Source organism: Stappia sp. ES.058 (assembly GCF_900105595.1).
In the GTDB taxonomy this organism is placed as follows: Bacteria; Pseudomonadota; Alphaproteobacteria; order Rhizobiales; family Stappiaceae; genus Stappia.
Map to the genome: position 1 here is coordinate 4476380 of NZ_LT629784.1, position 17650 is coordinate 4494029.

Annotated in this window: 7 protein-coding genes; 1 reads left to right on the forward strand and 6 read right to left on the reverse strand. The window is 64.9% G+C overall.

All coding sequences use genetic code 11. From position 1 onward, the window contains the following. Window positions 1-21: 21 nt before the first annotated feature. Entirely contained in the window at window positions 22-10764 is a 10743-nt protein-coding gene (locus tag BLU32_RS20920) for a hypothetical protein (protein WP_093810178.1), read from the reverse strand. Between the two features lie 466 nt (window positions 10765-11230). Here BLU32_RS20920 and BLU32_RS20930 point away from each other — a divergent pair, with 466 nt between their 5' ends. Then, on the forward strand, window positions 11231-11701 hold the full coding sequence (locus BLU32_RS20930; RefSeq protein ID WP_093810182.1) for an ureidoglycolate lyase: 471 nt from the start codon (window positions 11231-11233) through the stop codon (window positions 11699-11701). A gap of 63 nt (window positions 11702-11764) precedes the next feature. On the opposite strand, the gene BLU32_RS20935 is transcribed toward BLU32_RS20930, so the two are convergent. From BLU32_RS20935 to hutG, 5 genes are all read right to left on the reverse strand, one after another. Then, window positions 11765-13318 (reverse strand): TRAP transporter large permease subunit, encoded by a 1554-nt coding sequence (locus BLU32_RS20935; protein ID WP_093810184.1) that lies wholly within the window; start codon window positions 13316-13318, stop codon window positions 11765-11767. Continuing rightward, a complete protein-coding gene (locus BLU32_RS20940) occupies window positions 13315-13845 on the reverse strand; it encodes a TRAP transporter small permease subunit (RefSeq protein ID WP_244501757.1) in 531 nt (176 codons plus the stop codon). Before BLU32_RS20940 ends, BLU32_RS20935 begins: the two co-directional genes overlap by 4 nt. 109 nt (window positions 13846-13954) lie before the next feature. Continuing rightward, window positions 13955-15052 carry a TRAP transporter substrate-binding protein gene (locus BLU32_RS20945; protein ID WP_093810187.1) on the reverse strand — a complete coding sequence of 366 codons (1098 nt, stop codon included), beginning with the start codon at window positions 15050-15052 and terminating at the stop codon, window positions 13955-13957. 103 nt (window positions 15053-15155) lie between these two features. Further along, complete coding sequence (gene hutU, locus BLU32_RS20950) at window positions 15156-16829, reverse strand: urocanate hydratase (RefSeq protein ID WP_093810189.1); 1674 nt, start codon at window positions 16827-16829, stop codon at window positions 15156-15158. Next, a complete protein-coding gene (gene hutG, locus BLU32_RS20955; RefSeq protein WP_093810191.1) occupies window positions 16826-17644 on the reverse strand; it encodes an N-formylglutamate deformylase in 819 nt (272 codons plus the stop codon). Before hutG ends, hutU begins: the two co-directional genes overlap by 4 nt. Between the last annotated feature and the right edge of the window lie 6 nt (window positions 17645-17650).

The window sequence follows — 17650 nt, forward strand, 5'->3', positions numbered from 1 at the left end:
AGGGGTGTTCTGGCCCCTCGATCAGTTCGGGCAGCTTGAGACAAAGGTGACGGATCCGCTCGTCGAAATCACCGCGTCGATCGTGTTGCCGACCGTATTGTTTGCGGTCAGGTGGTTTTCGATCGCCACTTCCGTGGCCGCGCCGCCACCACCGTTGTTGATCTGCAGGTTGCCGTTGTTCCGCGCTCTCACGCGGATCCCGTCCACGTAGTTGCCGTTGGCGGTCACCTCGTTGCCGGAGATCGTGGCGCAGACCGTCGGCGTAGCTCCGGATTGGGCGCCTGAATCGACCTGGATGCCGCGCTCGAACGCGCCGCTGGAGAGATTGTCGGTGATTATGTTGTTCTGAATCAAAACGCTCAGCTGATGACTGCTCCCGACGCCTACGCCTGCTGTAACGCCGATGCCGTTGCGATCGTGGTCGTAAATTTTGTTGTTGGTAATCCTGTAGATGGACGACCCGCCCCCGGCGGCATCCACGTCGATCGCCGTGAAGGCCGTACCGCTACCGACGCTTCCGATCGATCCGATGGTGTTGTCGGAGATCGTCATGTCGACCGTTCCGGAAAACACGCCGCCGCCATTAACGCTGCCGACGTCGATGGCGTTGTTGAGCGAGCCGAGCGTCGCCAGGTTGTTGTTCGAGATGGTGATATTGAAGTCGCCGGAACTCTGTGTGTCGGCACGGACGCCGATGCCGCCGTTGCCGGCGATGCCGGAATGCTTGGTGAAGGTGTTGGTGTCGATCGTCAGTCCGAAATCGGCGGTGCCGGCCGAAACGAGCTGGATGTGCGCCCCGACGGCCGCGGTGAACGTATTGTTGTTGATCGATCCGTTCACGCTGCCGCCCTCCGCGACAATCGTGATGCCGTTGTCGCCGATCGCGGCATTCGCGCCATCGCCGGTCGTCACGGTTGCGCCTGTCATCGTCAGGGTCAGCGTGCCGCTGGTCCCGTCGTTGTCGATATTGATGGAATCTTCGATACCGCCAAGATAAGTGCCACCGGCGATCCCGACGGTTCCCGTCAGGTTGTTGACATAGAACACGCCTTCGTCCGGACCCTTGTCGTCGCCATGCGCGCCGGTGAAATCGACATTGTTCATCGTCATGCCGTCCACGCCGAAGCCGCGCAGGCCGAAGTTCGTCGTGTTTTGCACCTGCAGGTTGGCGATGCGCACGTCGGAGACATTTTCCAGATAGATCGCCGCGCCCTGGCCACTGGCCGTGGGGGTCTCGTCCGCCATGTTCGCGCCGGTGATGTTCTGGATCAGGCCGCCGGAGCCGTCGGTCGAGCCCGTGCCGGTGATCGAGAAGAAGCCGGTCGAGCCGGTGTTGCGCAGGTTGATCGCGTTCGAAGCGCCATTCGTCGAGACCGACTGGAAGGTGACGCCGTCTGCACCCAGCGTTGTTCCCTCGATTTGCACGGCCCGGCCGGTCGTGGTGGTGACCGAGTTGGGGTTGCCCGTACCCTGAACGGTCACCGTCCCGCTGCTGCTGGCAAGGAAGCCCGCGCCGCTCGTCGTGTCGATGTCGAGCCCGCCACCGATGAAATTGATCGCCGTCCCGTTATTGTTTGTCAGACTGACGGCGGTGTTCGTACCCGTGCTGAGCGTCTTCGTGCCGCCCGAGAAATTGATCGTGCCGTTATTGTTCGCCGTGACCTGGATACCGCCTGCCGCGCCGGTCGCGCTCAGATTGCCCGAGAAGGTTACGGTTCCGGCGCTGCGCCCGGAAATCTCGATGAGATCATTCGCAGTGGTCTTGGTGACGGTCGCGGCAATCGTCACATTGGCAGAACCACCGTTGATATCCACGGCGATGCCGGCCGGATCATTGGTCGCGCCGATCGATCCGCCGCTGATCGTCACGGCACTGTGGGCGTTGGCGATTTCCACGCCATCACCGCCCGTCCCGTCGATGTCGACGGTGTCGAACGTCACGGCGCCATTTGCGCCGCTGAGAAGGATGCCGGCACCCGCCGCGCCGTCGATCGTCGCGGACGTGAAGTTGAACGTCGACGTGGAAAAGCCGGAAATCACGATGCCGTTGCCGGCGGTCGACGTGTTGGCCACGCTCACCGCGCCCCCGTTGAAGGCCCCGCCATCGACATCGAACAGCCTGACGGCGTCGCCCGAGACCGTGCTCGAAGCAGCGAGCGTGTCGAAGGACACGCCGGTGCCGCCGATGGTGACGTCGTTCATCCGCAGGATCTGGCCCGTCGCCGTGTTGATCTCCTGCGTGCCGCTGCTTGCGACATTCAACGTCAGCGCGCCGCCGCCCGTGGCATTGGCATCGAAGCCGGTGCCCGCACTCGTGTCGATGTCCAGCCCGCCGGTGAAGGCGAGGCTGGTGGTGTCGCTCGCCGTCGCCACGACCTCGACGCCACCGCCCGCGGATCCGGCATTGTTGATGGTCGTCGTGCCGAAGCTGAAGTCGCCGCTGGAATTGACGATCTGCACACCGGAGTCACTGGAGCCGGTGATGTTGAGCGTGCCGATGGTCAGGGCGCTGTTGCCCGCGCCGCCGACCGCGTCGCCCGCGTCGATGAACACGCCCGATCCGAACCCGTTGGCGCCATTCGCACTCGTCGAACTCACCGAGGAGAAGCTGAGGTTCATCGTCAGCGGATCGAGGAACAGCGCGCTGCCGTTGGTCGTGTCGACCGTGCCCGAGCCGCCGCCCGTCATGGTGAAGTCGGTGTTCAGTCCGTTCGTCTTGGTGTCGACCAGGAGGCCGGTGCCATTGCTGTTGTAGATGTTGAGCGTGGCGAAATCGATCGCGCCCGTGGTGTCGGCGAAGCCGACGCCATCGCCCTCGACGCGCGCGCCGGTCCCCTGGCCCACGTTCAGCGTGCCGGCGGAGACTGTAGCGCCGGCGCCATCGCTGTCGAAGTCCACCTTCTCGAAGAAGATGCCGCCACCCGTGCCGTTGCCGATCACGGTGTTGCCGGCGAAGGCGCGCACCTGCACGGAGTTCTGCTCCGTCGAGATGTTCTTGCCTATGATCGAGACGGTCGAAGCGCCCGTCGCGGCGCTCTCGAAGGTGGTGTTCGAGATCGAAAGTTGAAGTTTGTTGGCCGATGTGGGCCCCAAATCGTCGACGTCCAGTGCCTGGCCGGTGGATCGGATGACATTCGTGCCGGTCATGTTGACCGTCAGATCACCGGGGCCAATGCCAGCAATGAAAATACCGGCTCCAGCGACATCGCTCGTGTCGCCGCTGCCGCCGGACCCCATGGTGATGTCCGTCAGGGTGACCGTGTTGGAAACCCCGTTCGAGTTCACGATATGGATGCCTGCACCGGCCACGTCATTGCCGGTGCCGGTGTTCGACGAACCGATGATCAGCCCGGACAGCGAGGCATCCGCGTCCTGGAGGAAGACGGCTTCCGCATCGGTGTCATCGACCCGATTGATGCCGGTCGAGGTGACCGAGAGAGATCCGCCGCCGCTGCCGAGGAAGCTGATTGAGCCGTCCAGGTCGAGATCGGAGAACTCGACGTTGCTCGCCCCGCCCGTCGTCGCGATGTCGATCGATCGCGCGGAAGAACTGACGTCGATCTGGCTGGAGCGGATGCGGGCCGTCGCACTGGCCGCATAGGACGCGGAGATGCCGTCACCCGAACCGGTGTTGCGAATGGTGGTGTTCTGGATCGTCGAGGACCCGGAGAGTGTCACGGTGCCGTTCGCGGAATCGGATGTCAGGATGGCGCGGACGTCGTCGAGAGTGCCGCCGGTCGCCGTCACTTGCGTACTGGAGGCGATGCCGGTGAGCTTCAGACTGGCCGGTGCGCCCGAGCCGCTGAGGCCGAGCGTCGCAAGGTCCACCGTCTCGCCATTGACCATGGACACCAGCACCTGGTCGTCCGCGAGCGTGAATGTTCCGTCGTCCTGCGCCGCCACGTTGATCACGTCGCGCGTGTCGTCGTCGTTGTTGTCGACGAGGATGATCGCGTCGGCGCCGGAGGCTTCCGCGCCCGTGATCGTGCCCGGTGTCACGAAGGTGCCGTTGCCCGCGCCCGTGCTGCCGTTGCTGCCCACGACATAGTAGGACGGTCCGGCGAGGTTCGAGGTGTTGGTGGTGCCGAGCACCGTGCCGAAGGCCACGTCCTCGAGATCGTATTCGCCGGTCGAGCCCATGCCCGTCGTCACCACGGCAAAGCCGGTCGTGTCGATGGTGCTTTCCGTGCCCGGATTGGTGCCGTCGCCGTCGCCGTACTGGAAGCGCACGCCGTTTGCGATATTCGCGTTGGTCAGGTCGATGCCGGTTTGCACGCCCTGGATCGTGCCCGATCCCGTCGTCACGACGTCCTTGGAGTTGTCGTAACTCGTGAGATCGATACCCGTGGACCCGGTCTGGCTGGTGCCGGTGATATCGAGCGTTGCGAAGGTTGCCTGACCGTCGAAGGTGCCGCCAGAAAGATTGAGTCCGGTTCCAGCGCCAAGCCCCGTGATATCGACATTCCCGAAAGTCATGTCGCCGTTGGTGCCGGTGGCGCGGATGCCGTTGCCGCCGGTGCCCATGGCGATGGTCATGTCGCCGGTTGTCAGGGTTCCGGCGTTGCCGATCAGCAGCAGGCCCTCGTCGCTCGTGACCGAGATGTTGACCGTGCCGAAGCTCATGTCCGACGACACGTTGGTCAGCGAGAAGGCCGAGCCGGCAGAGCCTGAGACCGTGGTCGTGCCTGTGACGGTGAAGTCGCCGCCCGTGATGGTGTTGAGGCCGATACCGACGGGGCCGACATTCGTGCCCGTGATCGAGGTGAAATTCACCCCGCCTGCACCGAAGCCGATACTGCCGAAACTTATGGTCTGGGCATTGTCGACCGCAAGCGAACCGGTTCCGACCGACAGCGTACCGCCGATCTGCACGAGCATGCCGAAGCCGCCATCCGTCACCACATCGATATCGGCGAAATTGATGTCCACGTTCTGGCCGTTGTTGTCGATGGCAACGCCGGAGAAACCGAGGGCGGTTGTCAGGCCGAGATCGACGGTGCCGGTAAACGATATCGAATGGGCGCCCGTTGCACCGGAGGAGGAGATGCCGCCCGTGCCCGGGCCATCGGCGACCACCGTTCCCGCATGGGTGAAGCTTCCGCCCGTGCGGTTGTTGATGCTTACCGCGGAACCGCTGGTCGTGGTGATCGAGCTGTCGGCATCGAAGGTGAAGACCGCGTCGCCGCCGTCGATCGCCAGCGTGTTGCCGCCGGCGATGTCGACATTCGTCGCGGTCACCGTGCCGGACGCATCGGTGAACGAGATGCCGTTTGCCGCACCGGTGATCGAGATGTCGGACAGCGTGGTGGTGCCGGTCGTATTGGTGAGCGTGATCGCCGTTCCGGTCGCGCCGGTCGAGGTGATGTTCGTCAGCGTCGAGCCGGCCGCGTTCAGCAGGATGTCGCCGGCGTTCCCGGAGAAGTCGACGTCGTTGATCGTGGTGTTGGTCGAGGGCGTGATCTCGATGCCGACGGTTGCGAAATTCGACACGTTCGACCGCTCGATCACGCTGCCTGTCGCACCGGCGCCGCCGTCGTTGATGCCGCGTGCGGCGGTGCCATTGCCCTCGAAATCGATACCGGAGATGCGGATGCCGTCGCCGCCGAGCGTGACGACGTCATTGCCGGCCGAGGTCGTCAGCGTCGCCGCGCCGCCTCCGGTCGGGTCGGCGATGGTCAGCCCGGCGGCGAACAGCTGGATCGTCGGCGGAACGGTCAGGCTGACTTGCACCGACTGGCTGCCGCCCGCGCCGTCGCCGAAGGAAAGCAGTTGCTGGCTGGCGGCGAGATTGAGCGTGTCGTCGGCGTTTGTACCGGCAGCGGTGATCGCCGATCCGTTGTCGATCAGCACGATGATGTCGCCGGCGCCTGCGGCCGCCTCGGCGGCGGCCAGCGTCATCGGATTGGTAGCGCTCGAGCCGGACCCGTCGCCGCCGCCGGTCGCGCCGTCGGAATCGACGAAATAGATCGTGCCGATGCCGAAACCCGCGCCCGGGCTTCCCGCGAATTCGACGTCCTGGAAATTGTAGGTGCCGGCCACGGGCGCATTTGTGGCGTCGATGGCGGTTGTCGCGGAGATCGTCGATCCCTGGTCGGTCGCGCCTTCGCCGTCGCCGAAAATGAATGCGGCGTTGCTCGCGGCATTGACGAAGACGCCGGTCTGGACACCGGCAATGGCGGCGTCCTCGCCGTCAGCCGCTGCATCTCCGAGCCGCACCGTGCTGCCGCCCGTCGTGCCGCGCAGATCGACGCCGATGGTGTTGGCGGACCCGTTGCCGGTCACGTCGAAGTCGTTGGCTGTGACGGCGGCGTTCAGTGTCGCGCCGTTCAGCTCGATGCCTGTCGTCTCTTCCGAATTGAGCGCGATGTCGAGATCGTTGAAGGAGATCGTCCCGTCGATCGTGCCGGAAATGTCGACGCCGGCGCTGTGCGCCTCCCGGGCGGTGCCAACGACAGGGCCGGTGAACGGGTAGAGGGCCGCGCGTGGATTGACGATGGCGACCTGGTTGAAGGCGATCGCGCCGCTGGTGTCGGCGATGCGGATCGCGTCCTCCACCGTGTCGGTGATCGTGACGGTTCCCGTGGAGGTGAAGGTGCCGCTGTTGCCGGCCAGGTTGATGCCGACGGCCGAGCCACCGGTCGTATAGGCTCTGCCTGCGAGCGCGGAGCCGCTCTCGGTGCCGATGGTGATGTCGCCAAACGTGAAATTGCCCGAGGACGTGACAACCGATAGCCCGAAGATTCCCGAATCCCGGAAGTAGCCGGAGCCTCCAAAGTCCTGTGCCTGCTCGCCGTAGGTGATGTTGGTGGCGCCGGTGACCGTGAACGATCCGGCATAGTTGGATGCCCGGAAACCGCCGAGGCCAGCGTTCTCGTTATCCAGGGTCATGCTGGACAGTGAGATCGAGCCGTCGAGCTCGCCGGTCGTGCTTTCGAGCTGCACCCTGCCGGCATCGATGCTGCCGCCGGCGATATTGAGGGTCAGACCACCGTTGTCGCCGCTTGCCGACAGTCCGGTGTTAACGGTGTTGACCGTGTAGTCGCTGAAACTGATGCTGCCGCTGTTCTCGGCGCTGAAGGAGAGACCGTTGCGGTTTGCCAGGCCCGGCGTTCCCGACGCGAAGGTGCCGCCATTGACGGTCTGGATGCCGGCGGTTCCGAGATCCGCATCGAAGGTGACGCCTTCGAAGAAGACACCGTTGTTGAAGAAAGTCGGATCGAAGGACGTGGCACTGCCCAGCAGCGTGTTGTTCGCGAAATTGGTGACGGTCGCCAGCCGGTTGGCGGCGAGCACCTGGACCGCCGCATCCTCGGTCGCGAATGTGGAGTTGGACACGGAGACGACGGCGCTGTCATCTCCATCGGTCTCCACCAAGATGCCCTGTTCGACGATCCCGACGTTTCCGGAGGATGCGTCGTGGGTGATCGTCAGCCCGTCCACGGCAAGCTCGAACGCGCGTGTCGCCGCGCCGTCGTTCTGGATGAGCTCGACACTATTGAAGGCGCTGCCGGAGGCAACCGTCGCCAGTGTGCCGCCGTTGACGGCGAGCGATCCGTCGAGATCGCGAAGGGCCACCGAGCCCATGTTCGAATTGTTGGTGTCGATCGAGTCGAACGTCGCCTGCACGTTGAGGCCGGTGAGCGACAGCGCCATGGCGCCGGTCGTCGTGATCGTCTCGCTGGCGAAGTTGCTGACCCTGAGCGTGCCGCCGCCCGTTCCGTCGAGGCCCGTCTGGCCCGACGTCGTGATCCGCAGGCCGCCGTCGAAGGCAAGGGTGGACGTGGTCCCGTTGTTGTCGAAGGAAACACCCGCGCCGCCGCCAAGCGCCGTGGTCTGGCCGAGGGACACCTGACCGCCGAAGGTCACATCGCTCGCGGCGGTCGCCCCCGTGATGGAAATGCCGCTCGCGCTGCCTCCGTTCGACGCAATGCTGCCGAAGTGGGTGAAGCTGCCGCCGATGCGGTTCGTGATCGAAACCGCCGTGCCGGAGGTGTTGGTGATCGAGCTCGAGGCATTGAAGGAAACGGCCGCGTCTCCGCCGGTCACCGACAGCGCGTTGGCGCCTGTGATGTCGACGTTGTTGCCGGTCACGGTGCCGCTTGCACCGTTCAGCGACAGGCCGGTGCCCGTCGTATTGGTGATGTCGACGTTGGTCAGCGTCACCGCGCCGGTCGTGTTCGTCAGTTCGATGCCGTTGACCGGCGTGTCGGTGCCGGTCCCGATGGTCACGCCCTCGATGGTCAGGCCGGCGACGCCGGAGCCGGACAGGGCCGTGCCCAACGTGCTGCCAAGCGTGATGTTGCGGATGGTGTTGCCGTTGGCGACGGCGATCGTGCTGACAGCGCCGGAGGAATTTGTCAGCGTTGCGGCGCCGTTGCCCGTCGGATCGGTGATCGCGGTTGTGCCGGCGGGAAGGTTGGTTCCGGTGATGTTGGCGGCGATGATCAGGCCGGCGGTGGTAAAGGTTCGCCCGCCGCCGAAGGTGTCTATGGTCTGATTGTCGGCGAGCGCGAAGGTCAGGCCGGAGGTGTCGATCGCCGATCCGTCGTTGATCAGGATGAAGTTCACGGTTCCGAGGCCCGCGGCATCGGCGATCGCCGTTGCGATCGAGGCGCGGTTCGTCGTGGACGAGCCGTCGCCGGAGCCGGTCGCGGTGGCGGCAACGAAATAGTTCGGCGCGCCGGAGGTCGTGAAATTGAAGGCGCCCGTGAAACCGGTGGTGCCGAAAGCGTAGGAGCCGTTTGCTGCGTTCACGCCGACGCCGTCGAGCGCGTAGGTCAGCCCGCCGATGTCGCCGCCGCCCCAGGTGAACACCGCATCGGGCGCGGCGAGCGCGTTTCCGTTCGTGCCGAGCACGAGGCCGACATCCACATTGGTGATCGTGCCGCCGTTGGTGACGGCGATGGTGCGCCCGTTCTGCGTGCCGGAGAGATCGACGCCCGCGCTGCCGGCAACGCCGGTGCCGGTGATGTCGAGGCTCTGCATGGTGAGGGTGGCGTCGGCGCCGGCCATGTTCAGGCCCGTGCCGCCGCCAAGGCCCGTGACGTCCACATCACCGAAGGTCAAGGTGGCGTTGTTGGTGTTGCTGAGGTCGATGCCGTCGCTGGTCGCACCCGCGCCGAGGCCGTTCAGCGTTGTCGTGCCCGAAAAGCCGAAGGTGCCGCCGCCGGTCACGGCGATGGCATCGTCGCCGGTGTTGGTCGCGGTGAAGCCGGTGACGTTGATGATGCCGGTGTTGTTGGTGAACGTCAAAGCATCGCCGGAGACATTGCTGACGTTGATGTTCGACAGCGTGGTCGTGCCGGTGTTGTTGGCGATCGACAGGCCGTTGGTGCCGCCGTTGATCGTGATGTTGCTGATCGTTGCCGACTGGTTGTTCAGGAACAGCGATGTGCCGGTGATGCCGGAGAAGGAAATGTCGCTGACGCTGGCGTTCACCGCGCCCGTGACGCGGATGCCGTCGGTCGCGTTCTGGATGGAGAGATCCGTCAGCGTGAAGTTCGAGACGGCGTTGCCGCCGATCACCGTTGTGCCGCCCTGGATGGTCAGGTCGCGAATGGTCACGCCGTCGGCAAGCGTCACTGTCGTGACGCCGGGGTCGCCGTCGATGGTGCCGTTGGTGCCCGACAGCAGGAAATTCGTCGTGGAACCGTCGGCGAGCTGGACCAGGATGCTCTCGCCACCGCCGATCAGGGTCTGACCGGACTGCAGCGTGATGCCGGCGGTGGTGATCGGTCCGCCGCCGCCAAGCGCGACGACAATGCCGCCAACGCCAGCATTGGCGACAGCGGTGGCAAGCGCGGTCGGATCCGCGAAATCGCCAGTGCCGCCACCCGCCTGATCCGCGTAGTAAACGCCACCGTAGGCAACGCCCGTCGCCGGATTGATCACGCGAACGCCGTTGACGGCGGTCGTGCTGCTTTGCGTGCCGACGCGGATGCCCTTGTCGCGGCGCACGCCCTCATTCATGCGCTGCTGGATCGCGGACAGTCGGCTTTCGCCATTCGCGTCCGTTGATTGCGCCCCGGCAAACAGCGGAATGCGCAGGCGTGCGGAGGCGATGGCGTCGAACTCGTCGTCCTTGTCGTAGACGAGTTCCGCGCCCAGCGTGAAACGCGATCCGGCAAGGCTGAGGACATCGTTGATCTGATATTCGAGACCGAGCCGCCCGCCGGCCTCGGTGTCATAACCGCTGCGGTCGTAGATGTAACCGCCGGCGTAGGCGCGCAATCGCTGATTGTCGGCGAAGGGCGAATCGAACATCGCGCCGATCTCGCCGGTCAGGCCGTAGAGCAGCCCTTCCTTGCGATCCGTGCGCGAGCGGTTCTCGACCAGCTGGTTGGCGACGATGCTGACGCCGTCGCCGGTAACGATCGGAGACAGGGTCGTGCCGCCTCCGATTGGAATATGGGCGTTGACGCGCAGGTCGAAGATCGAGGTGAAGGCTTCCAGACCCAGCGTCGCGCCGGCGAATGTGTTGCCGTTTTCGGTGCGTACCGCATCGACGAAGGCGTTCGCGCCGAGGATCAGGTCCGGTCCGACGATCTCGCGCACGCCCAGGCCGATCGACGTTGAGCCGCGGCTGTTCACCCCATAGTCGAGGCGCATGTCGAGGAAGACGATGCTGTCCGCATCCTGGCCGATCGGCATGAACCCTTCGAGAAAAGCGTTCGTCTCCGGGCCCGCCTGCGCGCCAAGCTCGCCCCATGCGCCCCAGAGGCGCTGGGAATCCTGAGCGACAGCCTGTCCGCCGGCACCCGCCATGATGGCGGCCGCGCAGGAGGACGACAGCAATTCCCGGCCGGAAACACGAAAGCGGCGGGTGGCGGGCGGATTGTACGAAATGACACTCTCCCAAGTGTTCAAACGATGCAATTATTTGGCGAGTTCACTGACGAATGCAGCGTTCAAGATGTTGCCCAATTTCAACAACCGTGGCGCGAAATTCAACTTCTCATTCTGCCCAAGTGTCTCTTCGGTAACGTTTTCGTAAGAGTGTTGCCCGGGCGCTACAGTGCTTTCCGGTAGTTGCGGCTCTTCGCTATTATGCGGGGTCGAGGGGATTTTTTGTTGCCGTCGGCACCGCGATCCGGTTTGCGCGCCCCGACCCGGACGCCCTATAAATCATCGGTGCCACCGGAAATGCGGTTCGCGACCCGGTACACCGGCTCTTGCATATTTATCGGAGGTCTCCGTGATCGCATCTGACACCCGCCCCTCGCTCGTTCCGATGCCGCTTACCCGTGAGGACTTCCTCGCATTCGGAGAGGTGATCGAGGCGGATCATGCGCGCAGCCATCTCATCAACGAGGGGCGCACGCGCCGGTTTCATGCATTGGCCACAAGTGTGCCGGGAGAGGACGGCGAGGCGATTCTCTCGATCTTCCGGGGAACGCCCTGGCCGAGCCCGGTGACGATCCGCATGCTGGAGCGTCACCCGCTCGGATCGCAGGCCTTTGTGCCGATGGAACGCCACCCCTGGCTTTTGGTGGTGGCCGATGCGCCCCGCGCCGACGCATGCCGCTGTTTTCTCGCGCGGGGCGATCAGGGCGTGCAGATCGCGCGCGGCGTGTGGCACCATCCCCTGCTCGTGCTTCAGCCCGCGCAGGATTTTCTCGTGGTCGACCGTGCCGGCGAGGGCAACAATCTGGAAGAGGTTTGGTTTTCCGACGGCGAGGCGGCGACGCTCGCTCCGGTCTGACGATCTCGGATATGACAGTTTTCGGAAATTGACAATCGTTTCCGATGGTGAGGTTTCCGCCTTCTAGAAGATGAGTTTCGGCAGCATCGTTGCGATTGAAGGCAGCAGCCAGATCAGGCCGATGCCGGCGATCTGCAGCGCGATGAACGGCAGCACGCCCTGATAGATCTGTCCCGTCGTGATTTCCTTCGGTGCCGCCCCGCGCAGATAAAACAGCGAGAAGCCGAAGGGTGGCGTCAGGAAGGATGTCTGGAGGTTGATCGCGATCAGCACCGACAGCCACACCGGGTCGTGTCCCATGATGATCAGGACGGGTGCCACCAGCGGCAACAGGATCACTGAAATCTCGACGAAGTCGAGGAAGAAGCCGAGCACGAAGATCAGCGCCATCACAAAGAACAATGCGCCTTGCGGCCCGCCCGGCATGTTGGCGAGAAACTCCTCGACCCGGGTGTCGCCGCCCAGGCCGCGAAACACCAGCGAGAACACGCTGGCGGTCAGGATCGTTGCGAAGATCATCGCGGTCACGGACAGCGTTGAGGTCATCACGGGCTTGAGCACGTCGGCGCGGAACGTGCGCACGAGCGCCTGGATGACAGCGCCGAGGGCGACAAGCACGAGGAGGCTTGCAAGCCCACCGATGATCCAGTCAAGGGCCGTCGCGTCCGTCCGCTGCAGCCGGACGGGATGGACACCCGCCAGCACCGCGAGCAGGGCGAGAGCGACGGCTCCGGCGGTGACCAACTTGATGGATCCGCCCCCCAGGCGTGCGCTTGCCATCAGGAGCGCACCGACGGCCCCGACCGACGCGGCCTCGCCGGGCGTGGCGATGCCGCCGAGGATCGAGCCGAGCACCGCGACGATAAGCAAGACGGGAGGCAGGATTGCGCTCGCCACATCCAGGCGGCTCGGTTTCGTCGCCAGCGATTTCATCGCCGGCGCGGCTTCCGGCGAGAGCCATGCCTTGATCAGCAGATAGACGATGTAGATCCCGACGAGTGTGAGACCTGGCAGAAGGGCGGCGGCGAAGACCTGGCCGACCGAGATCGTATCGATGGTGAATTTGCCCTCGCGAAACTGCGCCTGCTGATAGGCGTTCGACATGACGTCGGAAAGAATGATCAACAAAGTCGACGGCGGGATGATCTGTCCGAGGGTGCCGGAGGTGCAGACAATCCCGCTGGCGAGCTTCGGATCGTAGCCGTTCCTCAGCATCGCCGGCAGCGCGATCAGGCCCATGGCGACCACGGTCGCGCCGACGATGCCGGTGGAGGCGGCCAGCAGCGCGCCGACCAGAACCACGGAAATGCCGAGCCCGCCGCGCACGCTGCCGAACAGGCGCCCGGCGGTTTCCAGCAGGTCTTCCGCGATCCGGCTTTTTTCCAGCACCACGCCCATGAAGACGAAGAGCGGAATGGCGATCAGCACCTGGTTTGTCATCAGCCCGAAGACTCGCTGGGCCAAGGCGCCAAGCAGGCTCATGTCGAACTGGCCCGTGAAATAGCCGAGAAACGCGAAAAGCGTCGCGATCCCGGCAAGCGTGAAGGACACGGGATAGCCGACGAGAATTACGCCGATCAGCGCGGCGAACATCAAGAGGTCGAGCGGCAGGCTCATATTCGTGTCTCGTCTTTGTCGGCGGTGTCGGGAGCGGTCAGCCGCGCGATGTCGCGCAACAGGCAGGCCAGTCCCTGCACGATCAGCAGGAAGCAGAAGGCGGGAATGAGCGATTTGAGCAGGAAGGACGCGGGAATGCCGCCGACCGAGATCGCGCCTTCCAGGACCGACCAGGAATTGCGCACCGACGGCCAGGAGTACCAGGCAAGAACGATCATCGAGGGCAGCAGCAGGAGAAGCGCGCCCGCGGCATCGATGCCGGCGCGGCCGCGCCGCGTCGCCTTGGCATAGAAGATGTCGACCCGCACATGCCCGTCGACCAGCAGCGTGAAGCCTGCGCCCAGCATGAAAAGGACGGCATGCAGATAGAGAACGCCTTCGCTCAGCGAGATGAAGCTGATGCCATAGACGTAGCGCAGCACGACGATGACGAACTGCAGGAGCACCATTGCAAGGGCAAACCATCGAACGCCGGCACCGACGGTGCGGTTGAGGCGGTCGAGCCGGTCGGCAAGACGGTCGAGCACGGGCTGATCCCTTTTCGGCAGGCAGTCTCGAGAGCGGGGAAACGGTGCTGCGGGCCAAGATGGTGGCCCGCAGCGTGTCGTTGACGGATGCGCCCGGAAGCGCGTCGTCTCAGTACTTGTAGTCCATTGCGCGGGCGTTCATCTGCCCGTTGTCGGCATAGGGCATGTAGCCTGCGATGCTTTCGCGGTAGCTCAGGAAGCTCTCGGTGATACGCTGGACCAGTTCGTCATCGTCTTCGCGCAGGTCCGCGATGACTTCGCCGGCGGCGTTGCCCATGGCAATGATCACCTCGTCGGGGAGCTTTTTGACCTGCACACCCTGTTCCGCCACAAGCTTCTCCAGCGCGAGCGCGTGTTTGGTCGTGTATTCGGTCCACACCGGATTGTAGAGAGACTCGCAGGCATAGGCGACGGCCTGCTGCAGATCCGCCGGCAGGGCGTCGAACGCCTCCTGATTGACCGCGCATTCCTCGGCCGAGGAAGGCTCGCCGACCCCAGGCCAATAGTAGTTCTTGGCGACCTGATAGAAGCCGAGCGCGCTGTCGGTCCAGGGTCCGATGAACTCGCCCGCGTCGAGTGCGCCGGACTGCAGTGCCTGGAACATGTCGCGTCCGCCCATGGCCTGCACGGCCATGCCGAGCTTCGAGCACATCTCCGACGCCAGACCCGTGGTGCGGAAACGCAGGCCCTTGAGGTCTTCTGCGGACGTGATCTCGTTGCGGAACCAGCCGGCCCACTGCGGACCGGAATTGCCGCAAAGGAAGGGCTTCAGGCCGAAGCGGCCGTACATCTCGTCATAGAGCGCCTGGCCGCCGCCGTGGGCGAGCCAGCCGAACTGCTCGTCCGCGCGCAGGCCGAAGGGCTGCGACCCGAACAGCAGGATGCCCTTGGACTTGGATCCCCAATAGGCCGGAACCGCGTGGTAGAGCTCGGCGGTGCCCTCAGACACGGCATCGAAGACGCCGCTGCCGGGAACGAGTTCGCCGGCGGCGAAGAGCTCGACTTCCAGTCGGCCGCCCGACAGGGCGGTGATGCGGTCGGCGAGGTTCTGGGCGGCCACGCCCGGACCCGGCAGGTTCTTCGGCCAGGCGGTGACCATCTTCCAGCGCATCGTGCCCTGGGCGGTGGCCGGAGCGGCGAGGGTGGTGCCGGCCGCGGTGGCCACGGCGCCGGTGGCGGCGGTCTTCAGAAAATCGCGTCTTTTCATGACAGGCTCTGTCCTCTGGTTGCGATGAAAGGTCGTCTTCTTGTTATCGGGGCGGCACTGCTCCGGGCTGTGCCGTCCCGCAACGGGTCTGCGCCGGTCCTGGTCAGTTGCCCAGAATTCCGGGAAGCCGCAAACCGTTTTCTCTCGCGCAGTCCTGCGCGATCTCGTAGCCGGCGTCGGCGTGACGCATCACCCCTGTCGCCGGGTCGTTCCACAGCACCCGCTCGATGCGCCGGTCGGCGTCCTCGCTGCCGTCGCAGCAGATCACCATGCCCGAATGCTGCGAGAAGCCCATGCCGACGCCGCCGCCGTGATGCAGGCTGACCCAGGTCGCGCCGGACGCGCAGTTGAGGAGCGCGTTGAGCAGCGGCCAGTCGGACACGGCGTCGGAGCCGTCTTTCATGGATTCGGTCTCGCGGTTGGGCGAGGCGACCGAGCCGCTGTCGAGATGGTCGCGGCCGATCACGATCGGCGCCTTGAGCTCGCCGGTGCGGACCATTTCGTTGAAGGCGAGGCCGAGCCTGTGGCGGTCGCCTAGACCGACCCAGCAGATGCGCGCCGGCAGGCCCTGGAAGGAAATCCGCTCGCGCGCCATGTCGAGCCAGCGGTGCAGGTGATGGTCGTCGGGCATCAGCTCGCGCACCTTCTCGTCGGTGCGGTAGATGTCTTCCGGATCGCCCGAAAGCGCGGCCCAGCGGAACGGGCCGACGCCGCGGCAAAACAGCGGGCGGATGTAGGCCGGGACGAAGCCCGGGAAGGCGAAGGCGTTCTCCAGACCTTCTTCGAGCGCCACCTGGCGGATGTTGTTGCCGTAATCGAGCGTGGGCACGCCGGCGTTCCAGAAGGCGACCATGGCTTCGACGTGATCGCGCATCGAGGCGCGTGCGGCCTTTTCGACCGCCTTGGGGTCGCTTTCGCGCTTGGCGGCCCATTCCGCCATCGTCCAGCCCTTCGGCAGATAGCCGTTGATCGGATCGTGCGCCGAGGTCTGGTCGGTGACGATGTCCGGGTGCACGCCGCGCGCGACAAGCTCGGGGAAGACGTCGGCCGCATTGCCCAGAAGGCCGACGGACTTGGCTTCGCCCGCCGCCGTCCAGCGGTCGATCATCTCCAGCGCCTCGTCCAGCGTTTCCGCCTTCTCGTCAAGATAACGGGTGCGCAATCGGAAATCGATGGAGTCGGGGTTGCACTCCACGGCAAGGCAGCAGGCACCGGCCATCGCCGCGGCGAGCGGCTGGGCGCCGCCCATGCCGCCGAGGCCGCCGGTCAGGATCCACTTGCCCTTCAGGTTGTCGTCGAAGTGCTGGCGGCCGGCCTCCACGAAGGTCTCGTAGGTGCCCTGAACGATGCCCTGCGAGCCGATGTAGATCCAGGAGCCGGCGGTCATCTGGCCGTACATCATCAGCCCGGCCTTATCGAGCGTGTTGAAGTGGTCCCAATTGGCCCAATGCGGCACGATGTTGGAATTGGCGATCAAAACGCGCGGGGCATCCTTGTGCGTCTTGAACACGCCGACCGGCTTGCCCGACTGCACCATCAGCGTTTCGTCGGCCTCCAGGTCGCGCAGCGTGGCGACGATCTTGTCGAAATCGTTCCAGGTGCGTGCGGCGCGCCCGATCCCGCCATAGACAACCAACTCGTTCGGCTTTTCCGCCACTTCTGGATCGAGGTTGTTCATCAGCATCCGCAAGGGGGCCTCGGTCAGCCAGGATTTCGCCGTAAGCTCGGTTCCTGTGGCCGCGCGGATGGTGCGGATGTTGTGGCGCGGATTGGTCATTGGGCATCTCCTTTGGGAAGAGCCCCGTCGAGCGCGAGGCGCTCGAGACGGGTCAGAAGCATTGCAAGATGCGGACGCAGCCGCGCCGCGCTGGTCTCGTCGTAGGCGAAGGGTGCGGTCTCGCTCGCCAGGTGAGTCGATTGCGCCAGCTCCATCTGGATGGCATGGACGCCGGCCTCCGGCCGCCCGTAGTGGCGTGTCGTCCAGCCGCCCTTGAACCGGCCGTTCAGGACCGAGCTGTAACCTTCCGCCGCGCCGCAGACCTCGACCGCCGCAGCCTCGATGGCGAGCGCGCAGGAGGTGCCGGAATTCGTGCCGATGTTGAAGTCGGGCAGGATGCCTTCGAACAAAAAGGGGATGTGCGAGCGGATCGAGTGGCAATCGTAGAGGATCGCCACGCCATGAAGCGCCTTCACGCGTGCGATCTGCGCGGCAAGCGCCTCGTGATAGGGCGTGTGAAAGCGCGCCCGGCGTTCGGCGATTTCCGCATCGCCCGGTTCCTCGCCCGCGCGCCAGATCGGGGCTCCGTCGAAATCCGTGATCGGAACCAGCCCGGTGGTGTTCTGTCCGGGATAGAGGCTTGCGTCGTCCGGGCCGCGGTTGGCGTCGATCACATACCGGTGGAAGGTCGCGCGCACCGTGGTCGCGTCGGCGAGAAGCCCGGCATAGAGCGTGTGGATATGCCAGTCGGTGTCCGCAAGTTCCCGGCCGCGCGCATTCAGCCGGGCGAAAATGTCCTCCGGCGCATGGGTGCCGGTGTGCGGCAGCCCGAGAATGACCGGCGAGGTGCCTTCGTGGATTTCAACGGGTGTCATTTGGCG